General features: G+C 69.5%; 17 protein-coding genes. 8 read left to right on the top strand and 9 right to left on the bottom strand.

Going from position 1 to position 19,662, the window contains the following annotated elements; all coding sequences use genetic code 11:
* Positions 1-115: 115 nt before the first annotated feature.
* Entirely contained in the window at positions 116-376 is a 261-nt protein-coding gene (locus tag ABTY40_RS20575) for a hypothetical protein (RefSeq protein ID WP_352060835.1), read from the bottom strand.
* Positions 377-621: 245 nt separating this feature from the next.
* Here ABTY40_RS20575 and ABTY40_RS20580 point away from each other — a divergent pair, with 245 nt between their 5' ends.
* On the top strand, positions 622-885 hold the full coding sequence (locus ABTY40_RS20580) for a DUF7683 domain-containing protein (RefSeq protein WP_352060836.1): 264 nt from the start codon (positions 622-624) through the stop codon (positions 883-885).
* 189 nt (positions 886-1,074) lie between these two features.
* On the opposite strand, the gene ABTY40_RS20585 is transcribed toward ABTY40_RS20580, so the two are convergent.
* On the bottom strand, positions 1,075-4,545 hold the full coding sequence (locus ABTY40_RS20585) for a colicin E3/pyocin S6 family cytotoxin (RefSeq protein ID WP_352060837.1): 3,471 nt from the start codon (positions 4,543-4,545) through the stop codon (positions 1,075-1,077).
* Between the two features lie 528 nt (positions 4,546-5,073).
* On the opposite strand from ABTY40_RS20585, the gene ABTY40_RS20590 reads away from it, so the two are divergent.
* From ABTY40_RS20590 to ABTY40_RS20600, 3 genes are all read left to right on the top strand, one after another.
* Entirely contained in the window at positions 5,074-7,584 is a 2,511-nt protein-coding gene (locus ABTY40_RS20590) for an FG-GAP-like repeat-containing protein (protein WP_352060838.1), read from the top strand.
* A gap of 452 nt (positions 7,585-8,036) precedes the next feature.
* A complete protein-coding gene (locus ABTY40_RS20595; protein ID WP_352060839.1) occupies positions 8,037-8,486 on the top strand; it encodes a hypothetical protein in 450 nt (149 codons plus the stop codon).
* A gap of 572 nt (positions 8,487-9,058) precedes the next feature.
* A complete protein-coding gene (locus tag ABTY40_RS20600; protein WP_352060840.1) occupies positions 9,059-9,478 on the top strand; it encodes an FKBP-type peptidyl-prolyl cis-trans isomerase in 420 nt (139 codons plus the stop codon).
* A gap of 279 nt (positions 9,479-9,757) precedes the next feature.
* On the opposite strand, the gene ABTY40_RS20605 is transcribed toward ABTY40_RS20600, so the two are convergent.
* A complete protein-coding gene (locus ABTY40_RS20605; RefSeq protein WP_352060841.1) occupies positions 9,758-10,417 on the bottom strand; it encodes a DUF642 domain-containing protein in 660 nt (219 codons plus the stop codon).
* A 66-nt stretch (positions 10,418-10,483) separates the two neighbouring features.
* A complete protein-coding gene (locus ABTY40_RS20610; protein ID WP_352060842.1) occupies positions 10,484-10,945 on the bottom strand; it encodes a hypothetical protein in 462 nt (153 codons plus the stop codon).
* Between the two features lie 660 nt (positions 10,946-11,605).
* On the opposite strand from ABTY40_RS20610, the gene ABTY40_RS20615 reads away from it, so the two are divergent.
* On the top strand, positions 11,606-12,265 hold the full coding sequence (locus ABTY40_RS20615; protein WP_352060843.1) for a DUF642 domain-containing protein: 660 nt from the start codon (positions 11,606-11,608) through the stop codon (positions 12,263-12,265).
* 201 nt (positions 12,266-12,466) lie between these two features.
* Positions 12,467-13,081 (top strand): DUF642 domain-containing protein, encoded by a 615-nt coding sequence (locus ABTY40_RS20620; RefSeq protein ID WP_352060844.1) that lies wholly within the window; start codon positions 12,467-12,469, stop codon positions 13,079-13,081.
* 363 nt (positions 13,082-13,444) lie between these two features.
* Here ABTY40_RS20620 and ABTY40_RS20625 read toward each other — a convergent pair whose 3' ends face one another.
* The 4 genes from ABTY40_RS20625 to ABTY40_RS20640 form a co-directional block, all read right to left on the bottom strand.
* Positions 13,445-13,684 carry a hypothetical protein gene (locus ABTY40_RS20625; RefSeq protein ID WP_352060845.1) on the bottom strand — a complete coding sequence of 80 codons (240 nt, stop codon included), beginning with the start codon at positions 13,682-13,684 and terminating at the stop codon, positions 13,445-13,447.
* Positions 13,685-13,840: 156 nt separating this feature from the next.
* Positions 13,841-14,545 (bottom strand): HNH endonuclease family protein, encoded by a 705-nt coding sequence (locus ABTY40_RS20630; protein WP_352060846.1) that lies wholly within the window; start codon positions 14,543-14,545, stop codon positions 13,841-13,843.
* A 265-nt stretch (positions 14,546-14,810) separates the two neighbouring features.
* Positions 14,811-14,945, bottom strand: a complete 135-nt coding sequence (locus ABTY40_RS20635) for a hypothetical protein (protein WP_352060847.1) — start codon at positions 14,943-14,945, stop codon at positions 14,811-14,813.
* Between the two features lie 202 nt (positions 14,946-15,147).
* Complete coding sequence (locus ABTY40_RS20640; RefSeq protein WP_352060848.1) at positions 15,148-16,029, bottom strand: DUF8189 domain-containing protein; 882 nt, start codon at positions 16,027-16,029, stop codon at positions 15,148-15,150.
* 471 nt (positions 16,030-16,500) lie between these two features.
* On the opposite strand from ABTY40_RS20640, the gene ABTY40_RS20645 reads away from it, so the two are divergent.
* The gene (locus tag ABTY40_RS20645) at positions 16,501-17,040 is read left to right on the top strand and encodes an EF-hand domain-containing protein (protein ID WP_352060849.1); all 540 of its coding nucleotides are present in this window, start codon (positions 16,501-16,503) and stop codon (positions 17,038-17,040) included.
* Positions 17,041-17,468: 428 nt separating this feature from the next.
* Positions 17,469-17,774, top strand: a complete 306-nt coding sequence (locus ABTY40_RS20650) for a hypothetical protein (RefSeq protein ID WP_352060850.1) — start codon at positions 17,469-17,471, stop codon at positions 17,772-17,774.
* Between the two features lie 271 nt (positions 17,775-18,045).
* Here the strand turns inward: ABTY40_RS20650 and ABTY40_RS20655 are convergent, their stop codons facing one another.
* Positions 18,046-19,080, bottom strand: coding sequence for a hypothetical protein (locus ABTY40_RS20655; protein ID WP_352060851.1), 1,035 nt, complete (start codon positions 19,078-19,080; stop codon positions 18,046-18,048).
* Between the last annotated feature and the right edge of the window lie 582 nt (positions 19,081-19,662).

A 19,662-nucleotide genomic window follows, 5' to 3' on the forward strand; every position in this document is an offset into this window, starting at 1 on the left:
TTGGCGAGCCAGGTGAACATCTTCACGGTGCCGTTGCTGTAGCCGTACATCACACCGAGGTCGTCGCGGCCGTCACCGTTGTGATCACCGACGACCGTCTTCATCGCGGAGTACGTCAGGTCGCCGGCGGCGGCGGTGAGCGGGTGCCCTCGCAGCGCCCGGCCCCAGGGCGCGAGAAGTGGGTGTGTGTGGACTGCGAGCGGCCCGGCCGGGGCCCGGAGCCGGCCGACGGTGTGTGCTCCGACTGCGTGGCCGCGGTGGCGGCCTCGGCGGAGGCCATCCGCCAGAAGCTCGCCCAGGACGCGGAGCAGAAGAGGGCAGCGGCCGAGGCCGACCAGCGGCGGACGAGCTGGCGGCGGAGTTGGAGCGGCAGCACCAGGAGAAGGCGGCGGCGATCCGGCTACGGGTGCCGATGCCCATGCGTCCCCCTCGACGCCGGCCCCCTCTTGGTTGGCCGCCGCAGGCTTGCCCACGGGGCCAGCGAGTGGAGTTCCAGGACAGGGGCGCCGGCTCCCACGGTGCGGGCGCGGTGCGTTATCAGGATGGGAACGAGCGTGGTGGCGCCCGCTCCGGCATCGGGTCGACAGGTAGGGGCGTTTCCCCGGGCTTTACTCTGTGTCCATGACCTCTGAAGAACCGCATGGCGTCGTCTGGTCCCTGGACGGATTCAGCAAGGACGACGAGTTCCTGCGCACGCAGCACCCCATCAGTCGAGAGCAAATCAAGCGACTGCGCGAGGTCATCACTCCCGATGAGGACGACCCCTGGATGCAGTACGCATATGACGTGCCGTTGTCCGTCTGGCCGGCGGTGGACGAGATTCTCCACTGCGGCCCCCCGGATCCCGGTCTGGACTACCAGACCGGCTGTTACGCGGCGGAATGATCGACGACGGGTTCCCGCCGATCGCCTGTACATACGTCGCGGCCCGGCGTCGTCAGTGTGACAACGCCGGGCGGCGTGGCTCGCGTCGATAGGTTCCTCACGGCTTCCGGTGACTCAACCTCCCGCTTGGTGGCGGCAGAGACTCTCCGGGAGCCGTGTTACATGCTTGATCCTCGGCGACGGGACGACTTACTTCTCTACCTCCCTTGTCGGGTCGCGAGGCTTGGTCTGCTTTCCGGTCCGGTAGTCGAACTCGCCGATGTGCTTGCCGTTCTTGGTGTACACCTCGACCGTGTCGTGCTGGCGATCGTGCTCATAAATTTTTCCCTTGGAATCCTTCCAGCGGAACCGCAGACCTCCGCCGCCCTGAACGGGAGTCTTCCTCTTGGCCGGTTTGGCATCCGGGAAGGCCGGCAGCTCCTTGGGCGTGGGGGCAGGGCCCGTCTGGACCTTCTGGGAGGCGTTCGTTCTGTCGCGGGCGTTGCGCAGGGCGACGCCGAGGCCTTCGTCGATCCGGGAGATGCCGTCGGCGGTCCCGTAGGCACCTACGGTGACGAGGCCGGCGCTGACGGCTATGGCGGGGGCTCCGGCCAGGCAGCCGACTCCGGTGAGGCAGATCGCTGCGCCGCCGACGATGCCGCCGACGCCGGCTTCCATCGAGTAGATACCCAGTGCCGTTTCGAAGGCTCCGGTCAGGACATCGGTGTTGGTGAAGATTTCCGTGGCGTAGATACCGGTCGTGTTGGCCTTTTCCTCAAGCCAGTCGGGGATCCAGCCCTCGTCGACCTCCTGCGCCTCGGCACCCGCCGCGGCCTCGGCTTCGCGCCATTCCTGCTCGACGGCGCGGAACGTGGCCTCTTCCTCGCGGTACTTCCTGACGGCGGTGCCGAATGCGTCCGTCGCCGCTGCGGTGGCCGCCTTGCTGTCCTTGCCGGCGGCGAGAGCGCTCTGCCGGGCCTGGTCGCTTGCCGCCCAGGCGGATTCGGCCTCGATGCGGGCGTAGGTCGCCGAGCCCTGTGCGGCCGTTGCCGACCAGACGGCCCGTGCGGCGGAGTCCTGGGCGTCCTTGCGTGCCTTGTCTGCCGCTTTGGCCGAGGCGGCCGCCGCATCCGCCGATGCCTTGGCCTCGGCGGCGGACTTGGCGGCTTCTGCCGCGTATCCGTCGGCCTCTGTGGCCGAGGCCGCAGCTTGGCGGGCGGCTTCGGTGGCCTCCGCTGATGCCTGCCGGGCCGTGGCCGCGACCTTCCGCGCGAGTGCGGCGTCCTTCTGCGCGGTCGCGGCGACCGCGAAGCCTTCGGCGATCAATTCCTGGACCCGGGCGCGGTGTACAGCCGCCAGTTCGTCCTGCCGCTGGGCCTTGTACTGACCGGTCTTGATGAAGGAGTGCAGAAGGTCGGACGGACCGGCGAGTGCCACACGGGCGGCAGCGACCATCTCCTCGCCCTGCCGTTGCGTGTCCCTGAGCTGGGTGGCCCGGATCTTCTCGTCTTCACGGCGGGCAAGGCGCTCCCCATCGGTGATGAACGCGCGATAGGCGTCGACCGAATTGCTGGCGAGGACGGCCCGGCCTCGCTCCTCGGTGATGGGCCCTCCGACAGATATCACTCGGGCGATGTGCAGGCGCATGTCCTCGGCAGCCACCTCGTACTGGCCCTTGGACAGGAACTGGGTCACCGCCGCAGCGTCGCCGGCGAGGGCGCGGGAGGCTGCGGCACGGATCTTTTCGGACGGCGAGTCAAGGGCGAGACGTTCGGCCTCGGTGCGCTCGTCTTCCTGCGCGGCCTTCACCCACCCCGTGCGGGCGTACTCGGCGATCTCTCCGTCCGTGCCGGCCAGTGCCACCTGTGCAGCTGTGCGGGCCCACGGTCCGCGGATCCGCATCACCGTGAGGGCCAGAGGGCGCGCCTTGGCCGCGATGACGGCCGTGTCGGCGCCGGGCTGGGCAGCTTCGGCGGACAAGCGGCGCATTGCGGTGTCGAGGTCGTTGATCTGCTGGACCAGGTCGGCCCGTTTCTTCTCGTGTGCTTCTTCCTCTGCGCTGAGGACGTAGGCCCGTTCCACGGCAGCGTTGGTGCGTGCGGTGCGCTCCTCGGCCTCCACCGCACGAGCGAGCTCGTAGGTCTCTTTCGCCTTCTGCACGGCAGCGCTGGCAATGTTCGCTGCGATGGTGGCGGCATCGGCATGAGCGGTGGACTGGGCCGCCGCGGTGGCGGCATCGCCGGCATGGTCGGCCGCCTCGTCAGCTGCCGTAGCCGCGTTCCGTGCGTGTGCGGCGGCACTCCGCGCAGCGTCACGTGCCTCGTAGGCGGCCTTCGAGGCCTTGGCCGCCAGTGACTCGGCCGCCTTCGCGGCGCGGGTGGCCTCCGCTGCCTGCTTGCGGGCCAGTCCGGCGGCTGCCGAGGCCTCGTCCGAGTGGACCCCGGCGGCGTCGGCGTAGCGGCTGGCGGCCTCGGCGGAGGCGGCGGCGGCGTCGGCGTTCGAGCCGGCGCTGATAGCGGCCGTTGCCGCTGCGCCCGCCGCGGTGGCGGCGATGCCGGCCTGGTGGGCGGCTTCCGCCGCTTCCTCGGCTCCCTTGGCCGCATGCCGGGCGTCGTCAGCGGCGCGGCGGGCCGCGCTGGCCTGGGTGGCGTCAGTGGCGGCGTTGGCCGCCGCCCCCCGGGCCCGCGAGGCGGCCTGCGAAGCGCCGGCCGCTGCGGCAGAGGCCTGAGCCGCCGCGTTGGCGGCCACACGAGCGGAGTTGCTGGCGGACCGAGCCGCGGCGATCGCGGTTTCGGCTGCCTGGGCTGCCTGGCTGGCCGCTGCGGCGGCACGGGACGCCGCAGAGGCGGCCCGCTGCGAGTCCTCACGGGCGGCCTCGGTCTCGGCGGCCGCACGTGTCGCCGCCTCCTTCGCGAGCTGTGAGGCTTCCACCGCCCGCTTGGACGCGTCTGTGGCTGCGGTCGTCTCCTGCCTGGCCTGCCGGCCCGCTTCCTTCGCCAGCGCGGCAAGTTCGGCGACCGTGGCGTACTCCTGGTCGCGAGCGCGCGCAACGTGCTGGCCGACAAGCAGGAACTCGTGGATGTCCGCGGCGGAGCCGTTGAGTGCGATCCGTCCGCCTGTACGCACGTTGGGGCCGCCTACGCTCAGGATCTGGGCCAGCTGAACCCGCTCGTCCTGCTCCTGCCAGTCGTACCGGCCTTTGTCGAGGAACGCCTTCACGTCGATGGCGGAACCTCTGAGCGCCTTCCGGCCCTCTTCTTGAACGATCGGCCCGGCGGTGTCGATGATCTGCGCAATCCGTACGCGCTGATCCTGCTCCAAGGGAGCTTTCCAGCCGTCCTTGAGGAAACTCCTCAAGTCCTGCGGAGTGCCTGCGAGAGCGTTGCGGGCCGCCGCGATGAGGCTCTGGCCGCCCACGCTGGCGATCTGGGCGGTGGCCACCCGGTCGTCCTGCTCAGCTGCCTGCGGAGCCACCTGGTCCAGGAACCGCTGCACCTCCGCGTCGCTTCCCGTCAGTGCGACCTCGGCAGCGGCCTTGACCCCGGGCCCCCCGGCCTTCCACAGCTCGACGACCCGTCCCCGAGGTGTTGCTGGAACACCATCGGCCGATACGGAGGGGACGTCCTCCGCCGTGGCAGGCGAAGGCGCGGTGCCAAGCAGTCCGGCCACCAGGGCCAGCATGACGCCGACGCGCCCGAGTGACGGGGCCACGCCGGGCGCCGCCCATGCCTTATCGGAGGGGCGATTTCTTCGCCTCAAAGTCAACTCATCTCATCATCCGGACCGCGGCAACGGGCCGGTTCTGTCAGGAAAATCGGACGAAGACGCCGCAACTGCGGCGTACAGAAGCGCACATCCTGGTAAATGCATCCTTCATGCAGCGCGCAGGCGCCAGCCCATGTGCGTCCCTTGCCCGGCCAGGGATCTTGCCATATCCAATGCTTCGCTGAAACGCCGTACCGGCAGCGCACCTCGCCGACGTGACCGCGCCGAGTGACGAATGGTCAAAAGGGTTGCCTGGCAAAGGAGGTGACCATGATCACCGAGATTTTTGTTGACAAATAAGATTCTGCACGCGATCTTGCTGATGCATTAGCTCCCGACCCTCTGCGATCCTGGTCCGGGCAGCGATGCACCGCTACTTGCGGCCAATATGAGCCGCCTTCGGAAGGACTTCAACAGGTGCAGCATCGCGCCACCAGAATGGCCATGGCAAGCATGGCCGTCGCCGCGCTCAGCGCTCCCGTCGGCGGCTCTGCCGTCGCTGCCGACGCGCCACTCGCTTCAGCCGAAATGCCGTTCGCCGTCGAGGACGGCTCCTACCCCAATGCCACGCAAATCCTGGCAGAAAAGGGCATCAAGCTCATCCGCGGTGACGGAAACATCACCCTCGCCGACTGCGACCCCAACGTTAAGCAAATACGCGTCATGGCGGTCAAGGACGAGAGCGTGAACCGGCAGGGCACCTACTGCTTCGTCTCGCGCGCAACCACCGGCCTGCTGACCCTGGAACTCGACCGGGTCTTCGCCATCGACGCGGCCGACCAGCCGCTGAGCGCCGCCCTCACCGCAGAAGACGGCACCACCAAGACCGTCACCATCGCCAAGGACGGCTACGCCAGCGTCGGCGAAGGGCAGGTGGGCGGCTCACGCAGCAAGCTGGTCGAGATCCGCACCACCGGACCGAGCGCTACGGCGCCGGCCCCCACCGGCGACAGCCCGTACCCGTTCACCGCGCACCTGCAGATTGGCGAAGGTAACTCCTACCGGACCTGCTCCGCTGCTCTCGTCGACCCCCAATGGCTGGTGACTGCGGCATCCTGCTTCACCGCCGAACAGGCCGGACTCCAGCCAGGCAAGCCGGCCCACAAGACCGTGGCCACCATCGGACGCGCCACGCTCGCCACCACAGGCGGTCACGTCTCCGACGTCGTCGAACTCGCCCCTCGCAGCGGCCGCGACCTCGTCATGGCGCGCCTCGCTACGCCCGCCACCGGCATCACCCCTGTGGCCATAGCCACCACACCGGCGGCCCAGGGCGACGTAATCACCGTCCCCGGCTACGGCCGCACCAAGGACGAGTGGGCACCTCGCAAGCTCCACACCTCCTCCTTCGCGGTCAACACCGTCACCGGAGCGGAGGTGAACATCACCGGCACGGCTGCGACCGACGCGATCTGCAAGGGCGACACAGGAGCTCCGCTGCTGCGCATGACCAACGGCAAGCCCGAACTCGTCGGCATCAGCAGCCGCTCCTGGCAGGCCGGATGCATCGGCACAGATACGACCGAAACGCGCAATGACGCCATCGCCGCTCGCGCCGACAACGCCGTGTTCGGGTTCCGGCTGAACGCGGGGCAGCGCTTGCTGCCCGGCGAGACGCTCGCCTCCGCCTCGGCCACACTCACCATGCAGGCAGGCGGCAACCTGGTGATCACCTCCAGCGCCGGCAAGACCCTCTGGTCCAGCGGCACCACCGAAGCCGGCGCCACCGCTCTGCTGGACGCCACCGGCAACCTCGTCGTCCGCAACGCCACCGACACCGCCAACCTGTGGGAGGCGAAGACCAACGCAGTCGGCGGTACCGCTGTGCTGACCGACCGCGGAAGCCTGACGGTCTACAGCGCCCAGGGCGTCTCCCAGTGGTCCAGCGGCACCGTGGTGCGCAACGACTTCGACGGTGACGGCATCGCCGACATGGTCAACTGGTACACCTACGGCGACGGCACCGACGCCATGCACATCTTCAACGGCACCACCGACGGCTCCTTCGCCGCCCCGCACTCCTCCTTCGCCCGCACCCCGGAGGACTACTGGAAGCTGGAGGCCATGAAGAAGGTCTCCGGAGACTTCAACGGCGACGGCCGCTCCGACGTCGCGGTGATGTACAAGTACGCCACCGAGACGAAGATCTGGACCTTCCTCGGCAAGGCCAACGGCGCCTTCGAGACCCCCTTCGCCACCTGGACCGCGCCGTCCTCGTCCTGGCAGTGGGACCGCGTCCAGCTGCACGCCGGTGACTCCAACGGCGACGGCCGCGACGACCTCATCGTCTGGTACGAGTACGAGGACACCAGCGACGCCCTCTTCACCTTCGTCGCCAACGCCCGCGGCGGGTTCACCACCCCCGTGAAGAGCTGGACCTCCACCACGTGGACCCGCGCCATGGGCAAGACCGTGACCGGTGACTACAACGGTGACGGCCGCGACGACCTCGCAGTGCTCTACGACTACACCGGTGGCGCCGTCAAGGTGTGGACGTTCCTCGCCCAGCCCAACGGCGGCTACGCCGCCCCCTTCCAGGGCTTCCGCCACGACACCTGGGGCGACTGGTCGGCGACCAACCTGCACTCCGGTGACTTCGACGGCGACGGCCGCGACGACCTGCTGTTCTGGTTCGACTACTCCGACGGCCGCGACATCGCCTACACCCTCAAGAGCAACGCCAACGGCACCTTCGCTCCGCCGCGCGCCGCGCTCACCGCCGCCGCCGGCGACCTGACGTACACCTCGATGAAGACGGTCGTCGGTGACTACAACGGTGACGGCCGCGACGACCTCGGTGTGATGTACGGCTACAGCAACGGCACCGTGAAGATGTTCACCTGGCTCACCAAGACCGACGCCACCTTCAACCCCGTCAAGATCAGCTGGTCCACCACCACCGCCGGCGCCTGGTCCCACCCGAGCACCCACTTCATCAACCGCCACAACGGCTGACGCACTGCATACCAGGGGCCCGGCAGTACACACACTGCCGGGCTCCGTTCGTTGGCCTTCAGCGTCGTCGGCCACCACTACCGCGAGCGCTTGTATACCCCTGGGCGAATACCCGCCTGCTTGCCGGCCGGGAGTATTTATGGACCGGCGTCCGCTTCGCCTCCGCCGGGGAGAGCCGTGAAGCTCGCGACGTCACCGCGCTCGTCCCGACCCTGTCGCCGACACCCGCCACCGATCGGGGCGCCTGGCGCCACCCAGCGCGCTTCGTACGGTTCTGGCTGGAAGGAGATCCGGAGCACGCGCAGGTGAGCGAACAACAGCCGTACTCACATATGCGCGGGCCGTCACAGAAGCGCTCCGGTGGCGGCCCGCCACCGCATCCGCATCACGCATACGAGGCCGAAGATGCCCACGCCCTGGCCGCCCCGGCGCACCACCGGCCGCGTGTCGCCGTGCCCAGGGAGTCGGTCGCTCTTGCCCGCGTCGTACGGTGCCGGGCGAAGGGGACGGATGCCGACGTCGTCGCGGCGGCCCTCGAAGACGCCCGCTTCGACGCACGTCAGGACTCCCGATACGAGGACCTGGCCGACGACGTCCGTGGCCGGGCGGAGCTCACGAAGTGGGAGCGCGTCGACCAGATGCTCGCCGCCACTCCAGCGGGCACCGTGTACCGCCCGGACACCGGCGTCGTCGTCCAGGCTGAGCTCGCCGCCGAGGCCGCGGCCGCAGCCGAGCGGGAAGCCGCCCTATGCGAGGTGCAGCGGATCACCGCCCACGCCGCCGTCGCCGTGGGGGACCACCGAAATGTGAGTCGTAGACCCGTAGCAGCCGCCCCGAACAGCCCACGAACCGGGACCGTGATCGAGCGCCACCGGATCTTCGCGAAGATCCTTTCGGTATGACCGCGCTTCCTGCTGACCGTAACGGCCCAGACGACCCTTCGCCGAGGTCGGCGATCCCGTCCTGGCCGTCACGGGCAACCGGTGAGGCCTCGTCGCGGTGGCCGGTGCGCACGAGTACCACGAGGCGAAGACCGTAGGCGTCTCCCACGTCACCGACCGCGCCCGCCGCCGGCTCCTGAGCTCGCAGTACCCCGTGTGACGCGATGGCCTTCCATCCCGCCCTTCCCTTGCCGGCCGTGGGGGCCGGCGAGTACGACGGCGGTTTCCTCCTCGAGGGGGAACTCCTGCTTGTCACCGAAGACCGCCAACACGCAGTCGTTCAGCGAGCACGACTTTGGTCGCCTGGTCCTGGGACTGGAACGACTGAATGACCAAGATCTCCGCGTCCTGATAGCACCGCCCGACGGCGAGCACCAGGCGGCCGTGCCGATAAGTCCGCCAATTGGCAGGGCACATGAGGCTGCTTTTTCCCAGGCGACAAGGTCCGTCCCCGAGCGGCGTCGGTGACCGCTACGAGACCGGCATAGGCTGCCTTGGAGAGTCCGTGTGTTCGCATGGTGTGATGAGGTTGTATGGGTGAGCAGACGAAGCCCGAGGTCGACGTTCCGAGGGGTGCCGCTCCCACCGAGCTGACCATCCGCGACCTGATCGTCGGGGACGGCCCCGAGGCGAAGCCGGGCATGGTGGTCCTGGTGCATTACGTGGGGGTGAGGTTCGAGTCCGGGACGGAGTTCGACGCTTCCTGGGACCGCGGGGAACCGTTCAAGTTCGCCCTGGGCGGCGGCAGGGTCATCAAGGGGATGGACCGGGGCGTGCGGGGAATGAGGGCCGACGGTCGGCGCGAAATCGTCGTTCCTCCGCGTCTCGGCTACGGCAAGGAGTCTCCCTCACCGTTGATCCCGGCGCACTCGACCCTCATCTTCGTCGTGGACCTGCTCGACTCGTACTCCCGGAGCGCCGGGTGGAGCAGCACGCCTAGCGGCCCGTCCTGAGGTGGTTCCGCTGCCCCGCGCAGCCGCGGGGCGGAACCACGGACAGCCGCCTCGCCCTGGTGGCGGCTTCGTCACGGCCGGCACGGGCGGCAAGGGGATGCTAGGTGCTGTCAGGTAGCGGGAAATCAGCAGCCTGTGGACGGGGCTTGCCGACCCCCGGCAGAGTTGCGGGGCCTGTCCGCCGGCCGGGGGGGTGCGGCAGCCGGTGCCGGGAAGCGGAGGGGACCCGCCGGCGGGGCAGGTCCCCGGCGGGGACTGCAGGAGTGGTGGTGCCGTGGGTCAGTCGTCCCCGCCGCCTCCGCCGTTGTCGCCGCTTCCGCCGTTGTCACCGTTGGAGGTGAGGGCGGTGACGGTGACGTCGGTGATCATCGCGCCGCAGCCGCCGTTGTTGGTGCTGGACTTCGAGGCGAACTGGATGTTCTCGGTGTCGTCGGAAGCGGTGAACCGCATCCCGGTCTTGAGCCAGTCGCCGGCGTCGCCCTGGGGCTCGAAGCGGCCGCTGGTGTTGCCGATGACGGTGACTTCGTAGGGCTGCTCGGGGAAGCGGTCGCAGCCGGGGAACGTCTCGCGGGAGTGCTGCCAGCGGATGGCGTACTCCTTGCCGGGCACGGTCTCGATCGTCTGACGGATGGTGCCGGGCTGGGAGCCGGTGAGGTCGGCGGCCTGGTTGCGCTTGGGGCTCTGGGCGAGGTCCCGGTTGTAGATGTCGATGTCGCCGCGGACGACGTCCCACCCGGGCAGCAGGTGGTCGTTCGTGGCGTCGATGCGCGTGTAGCCGTAGGGTCCCTCGGGGGCGGTGGGCTGGTTGAAGGAGCCGTTGGTGATCAGGTTGTGGCCGCCGGAGGCGGCGGTGACCTGGGGAGCGCCGGTGGTCAGACCGGCCAGGGCGGCGGCCAGGACGAGGGTGGTGATGCCGGCCTTGCGTGCGGTGCGGTTCATGATGCTGTCTTCCTGTTCGAAGGTGTGATGAAGAGGCCCGTGGGCCGCTCGTCGGGGGGAGGGGGATCAGTCGCCGCCCGGGGCGCCCTGGCGCTCCAGGTGGTAGATGTGGCCGGAGTCGTCACCCAGCCAAATCTTGTGCTTCAGGGGGGAGTTGGCGTCGCGCAGCGCGGGGGTGTCGTACACGGCCAGCTCCTGCGCGCCGGAGAAGACGTGGACCCGGGCGCGTTCGATGACCCAGTCGCGGTGATCGCCCGCGGGGTGGAGGCGGAGGTAGACCTCGCCGTCCAGGGCGGTGGCCGGCAGGCGGGGCTCGCGCGGGTCGTTCCGCTCGGGCTGGGCGACGTTGGGGTCGGCCCCGAGGTAGAAGTCCTGCCGGGCCCCAGGGGCGAAGTCATTGCCGGGGCTGCTCTGGGTCCGCAGCCGGAACTCGCGTCCGCCGAAACCGAGATAGATCCTGCTGGTGGTCTTGGCCGGCGTTTCCGATGCGGTCTGAACGTCCACACGGATACGACTGATTTCGGGCATGCATTTCTCCTTTTCCGCTGTGCAGGGGAAGGGGTGATGCCTCCAGTGGGGCCGGAATCGGAACACAGGCCAATATCCGTGTCCGGCAGGTCAATCGTTACCCCGCCGGTTCCCCGGAAACAGCAAAACCCGCACTCGCTGGCTCCCTCGCAGCGCGCGCACAGGTTGTGAAGAGGGCGCACTATTACTCGCCGTAAAACCACAGGCTTCTGCTTTCCGGCTCCCCCGTCACCTGCGAACCACCTGTCACGCGGAACCGTGGAAGGACGGTTTCTGCACCAGAAAAGCCCTGCCGTCAGCGGTTTTGGCGGGCGCTCGCCATTGTAGGAAAAAACCACGGTTGTATAGTTCCCGAGGTGTTCTCACCCGATCAGGTGAAGGTGTTCGTCATGCCTTGCGCTTGCTGCCGGTGAAAGCGCCATGGTGGGTGGGGGACGTAAATGCGTCCGTGTGGGCTGCCGAACATTGCCGGCCGTACCCATCGACGCGTTCCGTGCACAAGGCACATCAATGGCCCAGGGTCCCGGTTTTCCGAGAATCCCGGGTTCTCAAAGGCTCCGCCGGACAATTCAGCTCAAGGAAATCCGGCATCCGGATCAACTGTCACGTCCCCGCCCGGGGGCTTTCCCGCCTCCGCATCCTCCGACGGAAGGAACCCTCATGAACAGGCCTCGCCTCGCCCTGGTCACGGCGCTGAGTAGCGCGCTGCTGGCCGGCCTCGCCCTCGTCCCCGCCACCTTCGCCACCGCCAGCACGAACCTGGTGACCAACGGCACGTTCAGCAAGCCCGACGTCGAGAGGGGCGCCGCGACCTACAAGCGGGTCACCTCCGCCAACTCCGACCAGATCATGACGGGCTGGCGGGTCACCAAGGGCAGCGTCGACATCTTCAGCAGCCAGACCGCGCGCTACCGCCACCAGGCGGCGAACATCAACGGCGGCTCCAACGGCACGATCCAGCAGGACCTGGAGACCGACAGCGGCCAGCGGTACAAGCTCGAATGGCAGCACAGCCCCGAGACGTGGGACGGCTGCGAGAACCACCCCGACCAGCCCTACGACGTCAGCCTCGACGGCAGCGACATCGAACCCAAGCGCTTCGAGCCCACCGGCGACCCCGGCACCTACCGCAAGCGGAGCCTGACCTTCACCGCCGAGAGCGACTTCGTCACCCTCAGCTTCGCCTCCAAGGCGCCCCCGTCCAACGGCCATTGCGGCGCGCTGATCGCGGACGTGGTGGTCAAGCCGGTCGCCAACAACGACAACAACAACGGCAACAGCGGAGGCACCGGAGGAAGCGGAGGCAACGGGGACGATTGACCTGCCCTCCCCACGCTCAGCGCCCCGGCCGGCGGGTCCTTCCCGGACGCGGGACCCCTCCCGGGGCGCTGTCCGCCCCGCCCGACCGCCCACCCGCCCGACCGCCCACCCGCCGGCGAGCCCCCGCGCCCGCCCCTACACCTCACCGCGGCAGCCCTCCCGCACTGTTCTCACAGCCGATCAGGAAGGCCTTGACGTTCCATGCCCCACACGCACCGGGTCCTGCTCGTCGCCGGCGCTCTCCTCGCCTCCGGCACGGCCATGCACCCGCCGGCGACCGCCGCCGACCACAACCTCGTCAACAACGGCACCTTCTCCCGCCCGGCCGCCCCGGACACCGAGCTCGGCCACAAGCGCATCAACTCCGGCAACGCCCACGAGCTTCCGGAATGGCGCCTGCGAAGCGGCGACATCGACATCGTCGGCCGCAAGCTGGCCGGATCCCCCTCCTACCACCAGGCGGCCAACCTCACCGGCGGATCCCCCGGAAGCATCGAGCAGAGCTTCGAGACCACGGTCGGCCAGAGATACGTCATCCGCTGGGAGCATTCCCGCGAAACCTGGCCCGGATGCGACGAGATCCCCGAACAGCCCTACACCGTCGAGATCGTCGACAACAAGCGCAAGCAGTTCGACCCGCCGGCACAGGACGAGCGGTGGCAGCCGGCCAGCCTGCAGTTCATCGCCGAAGGCGAGACAGAAACCCTCCGCTTCTCCTCCGCCTCCCCACCGGAATCCGGCCACTGCGGCGCCATGATCACCAACGTCAAGGTCGTCCCGTTCAACGAGGACACGGAAGATACCTCGAACCCCTGACATGCCGACGAGGTCCGGGCGGCGGTCGGCATGGTGCCCGATGCGGGCGCGGTGCCCGCCCCCGGCTTCCTCGCCGAGCGGTTCGACATGCCCGTCACCGCCGACTCCACGCGGGCCCTGGAGCAGCTGCGGAGCGCGCAGTGACACGGTCGCCTTCGACGGAGCCTCCTTCCACGGCGGCAGGGGCAGCTTCGACAGGGCTGCCGGCTCTGCGCCTTTTTGGCCTGGGTGCGGGGTGCGGCTTCGTGGGCGGAAGCGGCGTCGGTGCCGCCGTCGACGGCCCCCCCTCGTGGCCGGCGGCGTGCTTACGGGTGAGGCCCCGCCCGCAGTTCTCCTGCGGGCGGGGCCTCGGTGCGTTCGGGTCTATTTGAACTGGTTCCCCCGCCCGGTGAGGGGTGTCTGCGCCTGGTCGGGCCGGTCGACGTCGGACCGGGAAAGCCCGGGGGGCGACACTGGCTGAGTCGGCCGGGGTTTTTGCCGGTCGGCCTGGACGATGCTCTGCTCGGAGGGTCCGGTTACCTGTACGGCGCTGACGGCCGCCGTGCCTCCGAATGCGAGTGCTGCCGCGAGCGCCGCTGCTGCGGCTGTGCGGGTGATGATCATGATGTCACCTCTGGGGTGAGAATCCCCGACAGCTCCACCCTCCGCGGCCCCCCGACGCCGCAGGCGAGGGTCGTTCATCGGGCCGCTCACCGGCACGTCTTCCCGAGCCGGCCGAGCTGCGTGCCCGCAGTGCTTGGCGCCCGCGCGGTCCGGCGCCTATGGGGCGGTGGTGTAGTGGACGACGGTCGTCTGGCAGGGGCCGCCGGCGTAGACGTTGATGGCGTCGATCTCGGCCTGGTCGGCGGCAAGGCCCCAGCGGAGCTTGGTCGCGGTCCATTCGGCGAGGTACCGGCACGTCGCCCCCGGAGCGGGCGGCATCCACGTCGAGGGGTCCTGGTCGGCCTTCTGACGGTTCGACCGCGCCGTCACGGCGACGAGGGAGGCGGCGGCGTCTTGGTCGTTCGCGTACGCCTCCCGCCGCGCCGCCGTCCAGGCGCTCGCACCGGAGTCCCAGGCCTCTGCGAGGGGGACCATGTGGTCGATGTCCAGCTTCCCGGGGTCGGTGACGTCCTGCTCGTCGTAGTAGGAGAGCCACCTGCCGCCGGAGAGTTTGCAGCCGGCCGCGACGGACGGTGCTTCGGCGGCCTCGGCCAGGAGCACCTCCGCCCTGGTGTTGCAGCCGTCGGCGGGGTCCAGGCCGGTGTTCCAGTGCTTGAACTTGTCGCGGGTGTACCCGGCCCGGGACTCGTCGGCCACGGGGATCTGCCCGACGGCGAAGCTGAGCGGGAACGCCCGCGCGGCAGCGGGGGCCGCAGGCACCCCGGCGGGGACGGTGCGCGCGGCGTGGGCGGTGGTCGGGAGGGCGAGCGGGGACAGGGCGAGGGAGAGCGCGGCCAGACCGCGCACCATGTTCGTGATCACGAAGGACAGGCATAGCGGCCCGAGCGGTGCCGGCGCGGGTGAATCGGCTGCGGGTCGGCTGCCCGGGGGATCGGTTTCACCGAAGAAACGCTCCTGCCGGTTCCGCCCGATGGCGCGCGGTGTGGGGTGCGGCGTCGTGGGCGGATGCGGCGTCGGCGCCGCCGTCGACGGATCCCCCCGAGTCGTGGCCGGCGGCGCGTACACGCACCGAGGCCCCGCCCGTAGGAGTGTTCCTGCGGGCGGGGCCTCGGTGCGTGTGCGTGGGCTAGTTCCAGGTGGTGTCGGCGGCGCCCCACCCCGGGTCCATGGTGGTGCCCCAGCCGGTGTCACGGCGGTTCCAGTTCGGGGCGGCTCCCCAGCCGATGTCGTCCTGGTGGCCCCAGCCGGTGTCGTGGGTCATGGCCCCCTCCTTCGTACGCGGGCGCGCGGTGCTGCGCCGCTGGGGGTGACCGTAGCCCGGGCCCGGACGGTCCACCAGCCCCTTTGCCAGGCCAGGCAGACGCCTCGCGTGCGCACCAGCCGGAGCCGAAGGAGAGGTGGCCGCCGCGACGAAGGCCGTCGTCGTGATGGCCGTGCCCGGGGGCGAAGCGGCACCCAGGGGGTCAGTTGGCGTCGTTGACGCCGCCGTTGTCGAGTTCGCTGGGGTCGGCGGTGTAGGTGCGGTGGTAGAGCTTGTTGTCACGGCCGCGGGCGAACAGTTCGATGTTGCCGGGGGCCCGGGAGACGGCGGCGAGGTTGTCGTCGGTGTGGCTGATGCCCAGGTCCTTCCATTCGCTCCAGCTCTGGCCGTTCCAGAAGCGGTGCTGGATCTGGTGTTCGCGGCCCTTGGCGAAGACGTCCAGCCGGTCGGGCCCCCAGGTCGCCACGGCGGGGCCGGAGATGATGTTGGAGCCGATGTCACGCCACTTCGACCAGGTGCTGCCGCTCAGCACGCGGTGCCACAGTGTGTTGGTGGCCGCGCCGCGGGCGATGAGGTCGACCCGGCCGCTGCTCCAGGATGCGGCGGCCATGGTGCCCTGCATGGTGCCGCCGATGTTGTTGAGGGGCTGCCAGGAGCCTCCGGGCAGGTAGGTGCCATGCTGGACCTGGTTGGTGCTGTTGAGGGTGAACATGTCGATGCGGCCCTCCCGGGAGGAGGCAGCCGCGATGCCGGCCCAGGCGGTTCCGACGTCGTAGGTCTTGGTCCAGTCGGTCGCCCAGCCGCTGCCGTCGGTGTAGCTCTTGCGGTAGACGTTCTGGTTGCTTCCGGCGGCGTAGACGGTGTAGAGATCCGGCTTGGCAGAGATGATCGCCGGGTCGTAGGTGACTGGCCCGCCCAGACCACCCCATTCGCTCCAGCCGCTGCCGTCGGTGTACGAGCGGATGGCGACCTTGTTCTTGGTGTCACGCGCCACCACGGTGAGCCGCTCCTTGACCCGCGAGGCTACGCTGGGGGCCGAGATGATCGCGCCGCCCAGGCTCTCCCAGTCGCTCCACGTGCCCATGGTCCACTCCCCTTTTGTTCGGCGTTGCCTTCGGTGGTGAAAGCCGACGGATGCAGCCCCACCGGTTCACAGGCTGCGCAGCGCCTGACCAGCGAAAACGGCCAACGGTCGGAGATCGCCAATGCGTGTGGCTCTTCCTGGGATCCGGACTTCACCAGCGCTGTCGTGTGCTAACGCGGGGCGCGCCGCCATGCCGTACGCGGTCGGCGCAGTCACAAGGTCGCAGACTTCACTCAGTTACTCACCCCGGCACTCACCCGGGTCGGAGGGGCGTGGGGGGAGGGTGCGGAACGAGGAGCTGGCCGGCGTCCCCCCGCCCGGCTCGCGGGGTGGAAGGGCGCGGGAGTGGTGGTGGCCGGATCCGGTTCGCGCCATCGGGTGATCTTGGGCGAACTCCTCGTCCCGGGGCGGGAGGGACGAGGAGGATGCGCATCGACCGATCGGCCAGCACCACCAAAAAGGGGAAAAACTGTGGCAGACGTCGTGAGCGAGAAGTACGGGCGGGCCTTCGACGTCCTGGACGCCGACAAGAACGGCTACCTGGTCTGGGGCGACTACCAGGCCCTGGCCGACCGCTTCATCACCGCCTACCAGCTGGGCAAGGACGACCTCCGTGCCCTGGCCCTGATCACGCACTTCCAGATGGAGTGGGTGGAGCTGCTGCGTCACGCGGGCGTCGACGGGGACCGCCTCGACCGTGAGCAGTACGCCCAGGCCTCGCGCATGGCCGCGATCGACACCAGCAGGCTGAACGTCGCCGAAGGCGGCGCCCACGCGGTGTTCGACGTCATCGACGTCGACGGGGACAACGAGATCAGCAAGGACCAGTTCACCCGCCTGCTGACGGACGTCTGGAAGGTGACCGACCCCACTGCCCTGGACGCCTTCTCCCGGATCGACACCGACGGAGACGGGGTGATCTCCCGCCTCGAGTTCGTCCGCACGCTCCGCGAGTACCACTTCTCCGACGACCCCAAGGCCCCCGGCTCCATCATCTTCGGCCAGCTCTGACCAACACCCCCCTCCCTGCGCCTCGGTACCGCATCCAGGTGCCGGGGCGCTGTGCTGCTCCGGCATCGACCCGCGACGCTGGGCAGGCCGGATGCCGACCTGGCCGGGTCGTGGCGGTGGGGGTGGGACGAGAAGTGGCCGGCGCTTCCGCCCCGCTGTGCGGGGTGGGTGGCACGGGCGCCGGCCTTCCAAGAACCAGGTCATCCAAGAAGGCGGTGCGGACCGGACGGCGCCGCCCGCGGGTCGGTCACCGGTGGTCTTATCGCTGCGTGGGTCGCGGGGCGGCGGTCTGATGTGGGCATGTCTTGAAGCCACGTTTACCTGGCTGAAAACGGGTATTCGCGGGTCGAGAGCGTTGATCTTCTACGCGGCTTCCTCACCTTGTGAAGTACAGCGGGTACTTCCGGTAACAGATGGGATGCAGTGCCATGAGCATGGAAAACCCCCTCGGTAGCCCGGCCCACCACGCGGGTGCCGATCCTGTCGCGCATCGCACCCGTCGGCTGTCGACCGAGACGAAGTCGGCTCTGAAGACGACTGAATTTTTCGTCTACCTCGCGTCCGTGGTCGCGGTACTGATCGCTTCCATGGTCGTGGGCACCGAGGACGGGCACGCCGACTACTTCCGTGCCGACAAGGCGTGGCTGTACATCGTGATCCTGACCGTCGGCTACATGATCAGCCGAGGGCTGGCCAAGTCCGGCAGCCGCGAGCCTTACGACGACTCCCACTGACCCGTCCACGGGCGCAGGAGCGTCCGGTGGCTTTATTCGGCAGTAGTGAAGTCGGTTGTCGATGGGTTGGGGAGGCACCCTGTTCTGCCGGAGGGCGGTGTTGACGAGTTCCGGAGGCACCGAACCTCTTGCCAGGGCTCCGTGGGATGCTCCCGGCGAAGGGTGCTGATCACAGCAGATGCCCCAGGTCGACCTGTCCGCGGTGATCCGACGTGATCATCGCGACGGGCCGCCGATGCGCAGTCATAGGAAGCCAACTGGCCGCGGGCGCTCACTCAGCGCTTGCGTGCTCCCGGCGGATGGTATGGGTCCGAATCCAGTACGAGCGGGCAGCGATAGCCAGCGCGACCCCGTACACGGCGAACGCGCCCAAGCCGATCCAGGCGACCAGCAGGGCATCGCTCGGGGAGTGGAAGTCGCCTTGAGGCATCGTCACCACGCCGGCCGTGGCCAGGGCCGCGTAGCCGGCCCCGAGCACCCCGTACGGAGCCAAGCTGGCGGCGCCGATCAAGGCCGGGGCCATGGGGAGCCAGCGCGGGACGCGCCGACCGCTCAGCCACCGCGTCCAGCGCGGGAAGACCTGGCCCCACGGGCGAACCAGGCCCCACAGCAGGAAGACGCCGAGCGCGGCCAGCAGCACGGTTCCGTCCAGGCCCCATGACTCCAGGGTGAGCCAGAGTCCCGACGCACCGTTGCGCTTGGAGATCGCCAGCATTTCCTCGCCGGTTATCCCGGCGAAGGTGCCACCGGAAGCCCAGATCAGCTTCATCGCCGCGTAGGGGAGAAAGGACACCGTTCCGGCGCAGGCAGCGAGCTGGACCGGCCGGGAGGCGGCAGAAGGGGGACGCACGACGGCTGCTCCGGACAGGTGGCGGACGGATCGGGCAGTGGCCGCGAGCAGCACGACCCCGGCCGCCGCCAGCGCATGGTTCGCAGCGGCCACCCCACTGTCCACCCCCTGGCCGAACGCCAGTGTGATGACGTCCATCAGCAGACCGAACGCGGCGATCCCGGCCAGCAGGCCGACTGCCCACAGAACCACCCGCAACGCCGGCCGCAACCCCAACCGCCCCACCACCCAACAGGTCACCGCAGCAAGCGACCCCACCGCCACGACCGCCCAGCCCAGCGCGGAGGGCCCCGGCGCGCCGCCCAAGTAGAGCAGCGGCGTCCCGCTCAGCGCGCATGCCAGGCCGAAGCCGGCGTACACCACTGCCCAGAGCATGGTGGCCGGGCCTACCCAGTACGGCCACCGCTGCAGCCATGTGCGCCCACGCGCCTTCGTCGTCCCTGTCGCATCGATCACGCAACAACCCTCGCATCGCCCGCGGCGACGCGACATCAACACCCAGAACGACCTCCCTCCCCCTGTCGGGTGAGTGACCTCTACGACCTAGGCACGCATCACCAGCGTGGTGTCACAACTGGCCGCGGGGGACTCGGACCGGTCGCCGTCAGCGTGGCTGACGGGCGGCTCACCGTCTCGGCTTCGGAACCACGACAGTGCCGTCATTTCGCATCGACCCCAACTGACTCCGGATCCCGTCGACAAATGCTGTCCCCAGAGATGAACGAAGCCAGTCCGGGTTGCCACCCGCCGCAGCGCCGGCGTGCAGCAGCATGACGAGTGGATGAGCGCGCGCCGCGACCGATGTACGGTCGCGGCGCGCGCTTCGCTGTGTCCCGCCCCGCGCGGGATCGGCGGCTGTTTCCCCGCCGGTGCCCGCCGGGCATGCGGGGCAGCCCCCGCCCCGCCCCGGGCCGCCGGCCCGAGGGCGCTGTTCCTTCCTGCGGGAGAGGGGGGGGGGGGGGGGGGGGCCGGGGGGGCCGCCGCGGGCCCCGCGGCGGGGGGGGCGCCGGGGGGCGGGGCGGGGCCCGCGGTCGGGAT

This window comes from Streptomyces sp. NPDC126503 (assembly GCF_040302405.1).
GTDB lineage: Bacteria > Actinomycetota > Actinomycetes > Streptomycetales > Streptomycetaceae > Streptomyces > Streptomyces gulbargensis.

Excerpts from the sequence above, each read along its gene's own strand:
- ABTY40_RS20580 (WP_352060836.1), top strand. The coding sequence starts at position 622 with ATGACCTCTGAAGAACCGCATGGCGTCGTCTGGTCCCTGGACGGATTC.
- ABTY40_RS20585 (WP_352060837.1), bottom strand. The coding sequence starts at position 4,545 with ATGCTGGCCCTGGTGGCCGGACTGCTTGGCACCGCGCCTTCGCCTGCC.
- ABTY40_RS20590 (WP_352060838.1), top strand. The coding sequence starts at position 5,074 with ATGGCAAGCATGGCCGTCGCCGCGCTCAGCGCTCCCGTCGGCGGCTCT.
- ABTY40_RS20600 (WP_352060840.1), top strand. The coding sequence starts at position 9,059 with ATGGGTGAGCAGACGAAGCCCGAGGTCGACGTTCCGAGGGGTGCCGCT.
- ABTY40_RS20605 (WP_352060841.1), bottom strand. The coding sequence starts at position 10,417 with ATGAACCGCACCGCACGCAAGGCCGGCATCACCACCCTCGTCCTGGCC.
- ABTY40_RS20610 (WP_352060842.1), bottom strand. The coding sequence starts at position 10,945 with ATGCCCGAAATCAGTCGTATCCGTGTGGACGTTCAGACCGCATCGGAA.
- ABTY40_RS20615 (WP_352060843.1), top strand. The coding sequence starts at position 11,606 with ATGAACAGGCCTCGCCTCGCCCTGGTCACGGCGCTGAGTAGCGCGCTG.
- ABTY40_RS20620 (WP_352060844.1), top strand. The coding sequence starts at position 12,467 with ATGCCCCACACGCACCGGGTCCTGCTCGTCGCCGGCGCTCTCCTCGCC.
- ABTY40_RS20625 (WP_352060845.1), bottom strand. The coding sequence starts at position 13,684 with ATGATCATCACCCGCACAGCCGCAGCAGCGGCGCTCGCGGCAGCACTC.
- ABTY40_RS20635 (WP_352060847.1), bottom strand. The coding sequence starts at position 14,945 with ATGACCCACGACACCGGCTGGGGCCACCAGGACGACATCGGCTGGGGA.
- ABTY40_RS20640 (WP_352060848.1), bottom strand. The coding sequence starts at position 16,029 with ATGGGCACGTGGAGCGACTGGGAGAGCCTGGGCGGCGCGATCATCTCG.
- ABTY40_RS20650 (WP_352060850.1), top strand. The coding sequence starts at position 17,469 with ATGAGCATGGAAAACCCCCTCGGTAGCCCGGCCCACCACGCGGGTGCC.